The sequence below is a fragment of the Enterobacter cloacae complex sp. 6730903 genome (assembly GCF_048283985.1).
Taxonomy (GTDB): domain Bacteria; phylum Pseudomonadota; class Gammaproteobacteria; order Enterobacterales; family Enterobacteriaceae; genus Enterobacter; species Enterobacter hormaechei_C.
Genome location: NZ_JBLVXX010000008.1, coordinates 140,160 through 148,074, shown reverse-complemented (window position 1 = coordinate 148,074; position 7,915 = coordinate 140,160). Strand labels below are relative to the sequence as shown.

At 55.8% G+C, this 7,915-nt stretch carries 5 protein-coding genes; 1 reads left to right on the top strand and 4 read right to left on the bottom strand.

The window, feature by feature from the left end; translation table 11 throughout:
- Nucleotides 1-296: 296 nt before the first annotated feature.
- Both mngB and mngA read right to left on the bottom strand, forming a co-directional pair.
- The gene (mngB, locus tag ACNQ0W_RS06480; RefSeq protein ID WP_062932180.1) at nucleotides 297-2,933 is read right to left on the bottom strand and encodes a mannosylglycerate hydrolase; all 2,637 of its coding nucleotides are present in this window, start codon (nucleotides 2,931-2,933) and stop codon (nucleotides 297-299) included.
- 23 nt (nucleotides 2,934-2,956) lie between these two features.
- Complete coding sequence (gene mngA / locus ACNQ0W_RS06475; RefSeq protein ID WP_062932181.1) at nucleotides 2,957-4,873, bottom strand: PTS 2-O-a-mannosyl-D-glycerate transporter subunit IIABC; 1,917 nt, start codon at nucleotides 4,871-4,873, stop codon at nucleotides 2,957-2,959.
- A gap of 171 nt (nucleotides 4,874-5,044) precedes the next feature.
- Here mngA and ACNQ0W_RS06470 point away from each other — a divergent pair, with 171 nt between their 5' ends.
- On the top strand, nucleotides 5,045-5,761 hold the full coding sequence (locus ACNQ0W_RS06470) for a GntR family transcriptional regulator (protein ID WP_017384967.1): 717 nt from the start codon (nucleotides 5,045-5,047) through the stop codon (nucleotides 5,759-5,761).
- Between the two features lie 85 nt (nucleotides 5,762-5,846).
- Here the strand turns inward: ACNQ0W_RS06470 and sucD are convergent, their stop codons facing one another.
- Nucleotides 5,847-6,716 carry a succinate--CoA ligase subunit alpha gene (gene sucD / locus ACNQ0W_RS06465; protein WP_006809578.1) on the bottom strand — a complete coding sequence of 290 codons (870 nt, stop codon included), beginning with the start codon at nucleotides 6,714-6,716 and terminating at the stop codon, nucleotides 5,847-5,849.
- Complete coding sequence (gene sucC / locus ACNQ0W_RS06460) at nucleotides 6,716-7,882, bottom strand: ADP-forming succinate--CoA ligase subunit beta (RefSeq protein WP_017384968.1); 1,167 nt, start codon at nucleotides 7,880-7,882, stop codon at nucleotides 6,716-6,718. The genes sucD and sucC overlap by 1 nt, the downstream gene beginning before the upstream one ends.
- Nucleotides 7,883-7,915: the final 33 nt, after the last annotated feature.

Below are 7,915 nucleotides of genomic sequence, written 5' to 3'. Positions count from 1 at the left end.
GTGGTACGGATAGTAAAAACCTTGTTAATAATATGTATATTTAAAGGCGTTATTGGTTATAAAAGCCAGAAGATAATATAAACAGTTGTGATTTTTATTAACGCACGAGAAAAAACGCTTTTTGCCGGAAGATAAACATATAATGTTATCAGCTTCACAGTATTTTTCTTTCGCTTTGCTACCCGCCGAAACGATTACATTTCATTCACCTTTAATAATCTTAAAATTAACACCGTTTCGTGACTATTCGATGAAATAAAGGCCGCAGGAATGCGGCCTTTATTTTGTTTTGAGGATTACCTTTCAATTTTTATGCTGAAGGTGCGTGACTGGCCTGGCCGGAACGGTCCCGTAATGGCTGAACCCTCCTCCCCTTGCGCTTTGCACAACTCATTCATGTCCGTTTCGCAACAGGCCTGGACCTCACGGTTCACAGACAAAGCCACGTCACAGGAGCGGGTCTCCGAAGGGTTATACAGACGAAGAATCATCTCGTCACGATCCTCCGCTTTTTTCAGCGCACTGAGTACGCATCCGTTAGGCGCCAGCGTTAGCAGGCTATAGCTACAGGGAGTGGTGAAAGAGGCGCGGTTAAGCTTCATCGCATCCCACGGGATTTTGTTATAACAGTGCACTGGCGTTAACCACGACTTCGCCTGCTGCGCAACGCCAGCACTGACGGGCGTACCATTAAAACTGAACAGGCTAAAGCGACAGGTTAACTGGCCCCGCATCTGCGAATCAGGCACCGGCATTTTGATCCCGGACGGTCTGCCGGGGCGCAGCAGTAAATCTTCCTTCCCAAGCACACCCACGCCGCGCAGCAACGTCAGGGCAAACGTTTTTTGACGCTCGCCAGTCACTTCAAATTCGCGCAATCCTTCGGTAAACAGCGCCATCCCGTTACGCCGTTCCTGGAGCACCGCGTAGTTGAGCAGATTCCACACCGGCAGCGGCGCTTCCTTCCAGCCCTCCTCCTGCCAGTTCGCCATCGCTTCATCCTGTACAGGTCGCGTCAGCGAACCGAACTGGGTATCGGCTAACACCGTGTCTGTGGTAAATGGCGTCGGGATCAGCACCCGCACACGGTGGTCATCCGCGTGATTTCCGAGACGCGCCTCAACGTCGATACGTCGGCTGTTATGGCTGAGCGTGACCGTGAGCTCTGCCTCAAGCGTTCCCGTCTGCTGACGCGCAGAACGTTCGGCGAGATCCGCCGGCACCGCCATGCGATGGCGGATCACCGCCCTGCTCTGCCAGGCCTCGTGGATCACCTCAACCTCATGCTCGCCCTGTGCGGAAGTGAGTCTCCACTCTTCCCGTGAAGGCGAGTAGTCGTACTCATCGCCATCATCCGAGCTCTCTTCTATTTCCAGCACGCGGTCATAGATAAGCCCGGACGCTTTATCGAGCAGACGCAGGGTGCCGTCGTCGTTTAACGTTATTTCCCAGAAAGCATTTTCCAGTAACGCCTCCGACGATTTTTCTGCCGCCAGCAGCTTGCCAGCCACGTGCGGCTCGATATAGAGCGTGCGGTAGCCCATTGATGGCAGGATCTGATTGAGCTGGATATCAAACTCCATAAAGGGATCGTAGTTGCCGTAATGTACAATTTGCCGGTCAATCAAGCCGGGGTCGATTTCACGCGCGCTGCGCAGGCAGTAAGGGATTTCATTCCCCCTATCGTCCAGCAGGCGGAACTGGCTGGCACGCAGACGTATCGTGGTGTTAATCACTTCCTCACGCGGCCAGGGCGTGAGGTTAAACATCACCAGTTTGTCTTCCTCGCTCTGCGGCATGTTGTCGACAATCTTGCGCATATAGAAGCATGTCAGGTTATCGGCCATGTCTTCCGCCAGCTCGAAGCGTGACATCACCTCACGATGCACTTTGTCACTACAGCAGCAGCCGATACTGTCGTGGGCGTGATTCTTGAGGATCTCTTTCCACATTTTTTCCAGCAAGCCGTGGTGATACTCAAAGCCCAGCGTCCAGGCAAGCGTGGCCAGCGGCTCAAGGACGTTGACGATTTTATTCTCTATCCGGGCGTGGGCGATTTTAATGTCCATCCGCATGGAGCCTATCGTCCGGTGCACCCGCATATATTTACCGTCAATAAACTCCCCTTTCAGCGTCGCCAGTTCATCGCGGTGCGCGTCAATGTGGTCAAACACCTCCTCGAAGCGGCTCATCACAAACTGACGCTGCGGATAGATTTCGCGCAGCTTATCCATCACCGCAAAGATGTTCTGCTGGAGCGGCATCTGATCATGGCCGTTAGGCAGTAAAATTTCTTTCGTCACGGAGGCTTTTTCCAGCACCTCGAAGTACGTGTCGAGCCGTTTGCGCAGCCCGGCCTCATCCTCCGGTAAGTACTTACCAATCGCGTAGCCCAGCGGTAGCACCTGTGCCGTCACTTCGCTACCGTCCTGACTTTGCCAGAGAAATTCGGTTTTATCGGTACCGTGCCGCTCGGAACACCCGCGCCAGAACATGGTGCGCGTGATGCCAAAACCGTTGTAAATGTGCGGCAGCTGGGAGGACATGCCGAAGGAGTCCGGCAGATAGCCAATTTTCATCGGCTCGCCAAAGGCCAGACAGTCGCGAATGCCGTACATCAGATTTCGGACAATCGACTCGCCGGAGACAAGGGTGGTGTCCGTCTGGGTATACCACGGCCCGATAATCAGCTTCCCGGCCGCCACCAGCGCCTTCACGCGTGGCCTGTTTTCCGGTTTTACGGCAAAATAATCTTCCAGCACCGCCGTCTGGCCGTCGAGAACGTAGTATTTATACTCTGCGTCCTGCTCAAGACGGGTGAGGATCTCTTCCATATTATTGACCAGAAGAATACGTGACGCTTCGGTGGTGAAGTACCACTCCCGGTCCCAGTGCATATGTGGCGTGATATGAACGCGAGATACAGCTTTCATCTTCGTTTCCTGTCAGTGCGTGTTTACGATGGTATGTCTTCAGTCACGTAGGTGCCGCTCTTCACGGCCTGGCGTCGCCAGAGCAGTAAAATGAGCGTAGAGATTGCGGCGCCAATCAGCGCGGCGCCAAACCAGCCAACAGCGGCCATCACGCCGCCCATCCCGGCATCATGCAGTAAGAAGAGCGAGAAAATGCCCGCGCCTGGGGTGGATAGCCCAATCCCCATCGCCCCGACAATCGCTCCGGTCGCCATTGACCCCAGAACAAATGAGCCGATGACCCGCAGCGGATCTTCGATAGCCATCGGAATTGCCCCTTCGGTGATGCCCGCCAGCCCCAGCAGCCATGTGGACTTGCCGGTTTCAATTTCGAACTGTTTGAACAGGTTCGGAGCCAGCATCGTTGATGCCGTCACGGTAAAGGCCGATACCATTTTGACGGAGGCAAAAATCGCATAAGGCCCGTATACGCCATTGGCCATCGCTCCCAGACAGAACGCGTAAGAGGCTTTGTTGACCGGACCGCCCAGATCGAACGAGCACATAAAGCCCAGGATCGCCCCCAGCAGCAGCGCGTTCGCGCCGGACAGACCGTTAAGCCAGGCGGTCAGGGCGTTATTGATCCAGGCCACCGGTTCGCCGATCACAAACAGTATCAGGCTGCCTGCGCCCAGCACACCAATCACCGGATAGAGATAAAAGGTCAGAAAGCCGTTGTAGCGGCTACTCAGCCGGATGTGGTTTTTCACCCAGCGCATCAGGTAGCCCGCAATCAGCCCGCCGACGATGGCCCCGAGAAAACCAGAGCCGATCATATTGGCGGCAAGACCCGCCGCAAAGCCGGGCGTAAGTGCAGGTTTATCCGCCAGCGAGTAAGCGGTATAGGCCGCCAGAACAGGCACCATCAGAATACCGAGCATCCCGCCGCCCAGTTTGCGGTACATCCACAGCCACGAGTTTTCCTGATCGAACAGATGCTGCAAGCCCAGGATTTGCGCCAGCAGTACCGACACGGCCAGCACCGTGCCGCCAGCGACAATCAGCGGCACCGCAAAAGAGATACCGCTGAGCAGCGCCTGCTTGAGTTCGGTTTTAACGCACTTTTTCGCGTCCGAGTCGACGTGCGCAGGACGCGCATCGGATACAGGCTGTAGCGCCAGCGCACGCTCAATGAGCGCTTCCGCATGGCGCAAGGGTTCCGCGACAGGCACGGAAATGGCGGGGATCCCCTGAAAACGCTCACGCTCTTTGATCGCCACTTCCGCCGCGAAGATACACGCTTTTGCCTCCTGCAACTGCTGCGCGGTGATGCGCCCCTCAATACCATTTGCCCCCTGCTTTTCGACCACCACATTGACGCCGAGCTTACGTCCCGCTTTTTCGAGATACTCCGCTGCCATGTAGGTATGGGCGATCCCGGCCGGACAGGCGGTCACGCAGACGATCGTCGGGGCATTCTCCGCAACGGCGGTTTCTTGTGCGTCAGGCGCCGTCTCCAGCGCCGCAAGCACCGCTTCCGCGCTGGTCGCCGTCATCACGCGCGCCCTGAGCTCGTCATCCGCCAGGCGAGATGTCAGTTCCGTCAGGACCTGAATATGCGTTGACCCCGCTTGAGCGGGAGGAATGGCGAGCAGAAAAATCAGCTCGACCTCCTCCGGCCCGTCCACGCCTTCCCAGGCCAGCGTCTCGCGCAGTGTGGCCACGGCAAAAGCCGCTTCCTTTACCGCCGCTGATTTACCATGGGGTACGGCCAGCCCCTCGCCCAGCGCCGTCGGGCCAAGCGATTCCCGATGGAAGACGTCTGCCAGAAACGTATCGGCGTCGGCTATTTTGCCCAACGCCACCAGCCGCGTCGCAAGCTGACGGATTGCCTCATCACGGCTGGTAAACTGCGCCTGCACGCAGACAGCACGGGGGTCGGTCAGAGTCGTCAGGTTCATAAAGATCCTCACCTATCCAAAGTTATTGTCTGGGGAGGATTGTGGCAGACCAGATAATTCATTTATGTGATCATTTTCACTAACATCGATATTTGTATCTTATTTGTATTATTTACAAATTTACCGCTGAAGGCATAATTCCCTGAAAAGGTATTAAAAAGGCGCGACACAATGGGCAATAAACCGATGTACCGGCAGATCGCCGATGCGTTCCGCGAGAAAATTAATGCCGGTGAGTTAAAACCTGGCGATGCGCTGCCGACGGAATCCAGCCTTCAGGAGGCGTTTAGCGTCAGCCGGGTCACCGTGCGGCAGGCTTTGAAGCTGCTCGCCGACGAGCAGATCATCGAAAGTATTCAGGGCAGCGGCTCGTATGTAAAAGAGGAGCGGGTGAATTACGATATTTATCAGCTCACCGGCTTTTACGAAAAGCTGGCGGATCGCAACGTCGATACGCACAGCGACGTCAGCGTCTTCGAAGTGGTGAAAGCCGATGAGCGGCTCGCGGCAAAACTGGCGCTCAATCCGGATGATAAGGTCTGGCACGTCAAGCGCGTACGCTTCATCAGGGAAAAGCCGGTGAATCTGGAAGAGACATGGATGCCGCTGGCGATGTTCCCCGACCTCACCTGGGAAGTGATGGAACAGTCGAAATACCATTACATTGAGCAGATCAAAAAGATGGTTATCGATCGCAGCGAGCAGGAGCTGGTGCCAGTCATGCCATCGGACGAGGCGATTGCCGCCCTGGCGCTCGATCCGGCAAAACCGATTCTGGAAAAAGTCTCCCGCGGCTTTCTGAAAGACGGCCGGGTATTTGAATACAGTCGCAACGTGTTTAACACCGACGACTATAAATTCACTCTGGTGGCTAAACGCAGACAATAAAAAAGGCCGCTTTACAGCGGCCAACCATGTCGAAACGGACATTTTTTTATACTTCAACGCGCCCCATTCGGGGAGCAGAGAGGACTTACTTAATGATGGATTTCAGTGCTTCACCGATATCCGCCAGGCTGCGAACGGTTTTCACGCCTGCGGCTTCCAGTGCTGCGAATTTCTCATCAGCCGTACCTTTACCGCCAGCGATAATCGCGCCCGCGTGACCCATACGTTTGCCTTTCGGCGCGGTCACACCCGCGATGTAACCCACCACTGGTTTGGTCACATGATCTTTGATGTAAGCAGCCGCTTCTTCTTCCGCGCTACCACCGATCTCACCGATCATCACGATCGCTTCGGTCTGTGGATCTTCCTGGAACAGCTTCAGGATGTCGATGAAGTTAGAGCCCGGGATCGGATCACCGCCGATGCCCACGCAGGTGGACTGACCGAAACCGTAGTCGGTGGTCTGCTTAACCGCTTCATAGGTCAGGGTACCGGAGCGGGAAACGATGCCCACTTTACCCGGCTTGTGAATGTGGCCCGGCATGATGCCGATTTTGCATTCGCCCGGGGTGATAACGCCTGGGCAGTTCGGACCGATCATGCGCACGCCCGCTTCGTCCAGCTTCACCTTCACGGTCAGCATATCCAGCGTCGGGATACCTTCGGTGATGGTGATGATCAGCTTAATGCCTGCGTCGATCGCTTCCAGAATAGAGTCTTTGCAGAACGGCGCCGGTACGTAGATCACGGTCGCGGTTGCGCCCGTCGCTTCTACCGCTTCACGCACGGTGTTGAACACCGGCAGGCCCAGATGCGTGGTGCCGCCTTTACCTGGCGTTACGCCGCCAACCATCTGCGTACCGTAGGCAATCGCCTGTTCGGAGTGGAAAGTCCCCTGGCTACCGGTGAAGCCCTGGCAGATAACCTTGGTATCTTTATTAATTAAAACGGACATTATTTCCCCTCCACTGCGGCAACAACCTGCTGAGCTGCATCCGTCAGACTTTTCGCTGCAATAATATTCAGGCCGCTGTCAGCCAGTTTTTTCGCGCCGAGTTCAGCGTTGTTCCCTTCCAGACGTACAACAACCGGAACGTTAACGCCCACTTCTTCTACCGCGCCGATGATACCGTCGGCGATCAGGTCGCAACGTACGATACCGCCGAAGATGTTCACCAGAACCGCTTTCACGTTGCTGTCAGAGAGAATGATTTTGAACGCTTCGGTTACGCGCTCTTTAGTTGCGCCACCGCCCACGTCGAGGAAGTTCGCTGGCTCACCGCCGTGCAGCTTAACGATGTCCATGGTGCCCATTGCCAGGCCCGCACCGTTAACCATGCAGCCGATGTTGCCATCCAGCGCCACATAGTTCAGTTCCCACTGTGCAGCCTGCGCTTCACGCGGATCTTCCTGAGACTGGTCGCGCATTTCGCGCAGATCGGACTGGCGGAACAGCGCGTTGCCGTCAGCGCCCAGCTTGCCGTCGAGGCAGATCAGGTCGCCCTGAGTGGTGATCACCAGCGGGTTGATCTCGATCAGCGCCAGATCGCGCTCCAGGAAGATGGTCGCCAGACCCATGAAGATCTTGGTGAACTGCTGAACCAGCTTGCCTTCCAGACCCAGTTTGAACGCCAGCTCACGACCCTGGTAAGGCATTGGGCCCGCCAGCGGATCGATAGCCACTTTGTGGATCAGGTGCGGGGTCTCTTCCGCCACTTTTTCGATTTCCACGCCGCCTTCGGTAGACGCCATGAACACCACGCGACGGGAGCTACGGTCTACGACTGCGCCGAGGTACAGTTCTTTCGCGATGTCGGTTGCCGCTTCAACCAGGATCTGGTTAACCGGCTGGCCGTTCGCATCTGTCTGGTAGGTTACCAGACGCTTGCCGAGCCAATGTTCAGCAAACGCACGGATCTCTTCTTTGCTCTTAACAACCTTCACACCGCCCGCTTTACCACGGCCACCAGCGTGAACCTGACATTTAACTACCCACGGGCCGGAACCGATTTTAGACGCGGCTTCTTCTGCTTCACGCGGGGTAGTACAGGCATAACCCACCGGAGCCGGTAAGCCATACCGGGCAAACAGCTGTTTGGCCTGATATTCATGTAAGTTCATGTGTTCTATCCATCCTTCAGGTAATCGTTAGGT

Excerpts from the sequence above, each read along its gene's own strand:
- mngB (WP_062932180.1), bottom strand. The coding sequence starts at position 2,933 with ATGAAAGCTGTATCTCGCGTTCATATCACGCCACATATGCACTGGGAC.
- mngA (WP_062932181.1), bottom strand. The coding sequence starts at position 4,873 with ATGAACCTGACGACTCTGACCGACCCCCGTGCTGTCTGCGTGCAGGCG.
- ACNQ0W_RS06470 (WP_017384967.1), top strand. The coding sequence starts at position 5,045 with ATGGGCAATAAACCGATGTACCGGCAGATCGCCGATGCGTTCCGCGAG.
- sucD (WP_006809578.1), bottom strand. The coding sequence starts at position 6,716 with ATGTCCGTTTTAATTAATAAAGATACCAAGGTTATCTGCCAGGGCTTC.
- sucC (WP_017384968.1), bottom strand. The coding sequence starts at position 7,882 with ATGAACTTACATGAATATCAGGCCAAACAGCTGTTTGCCCGGTATGGC.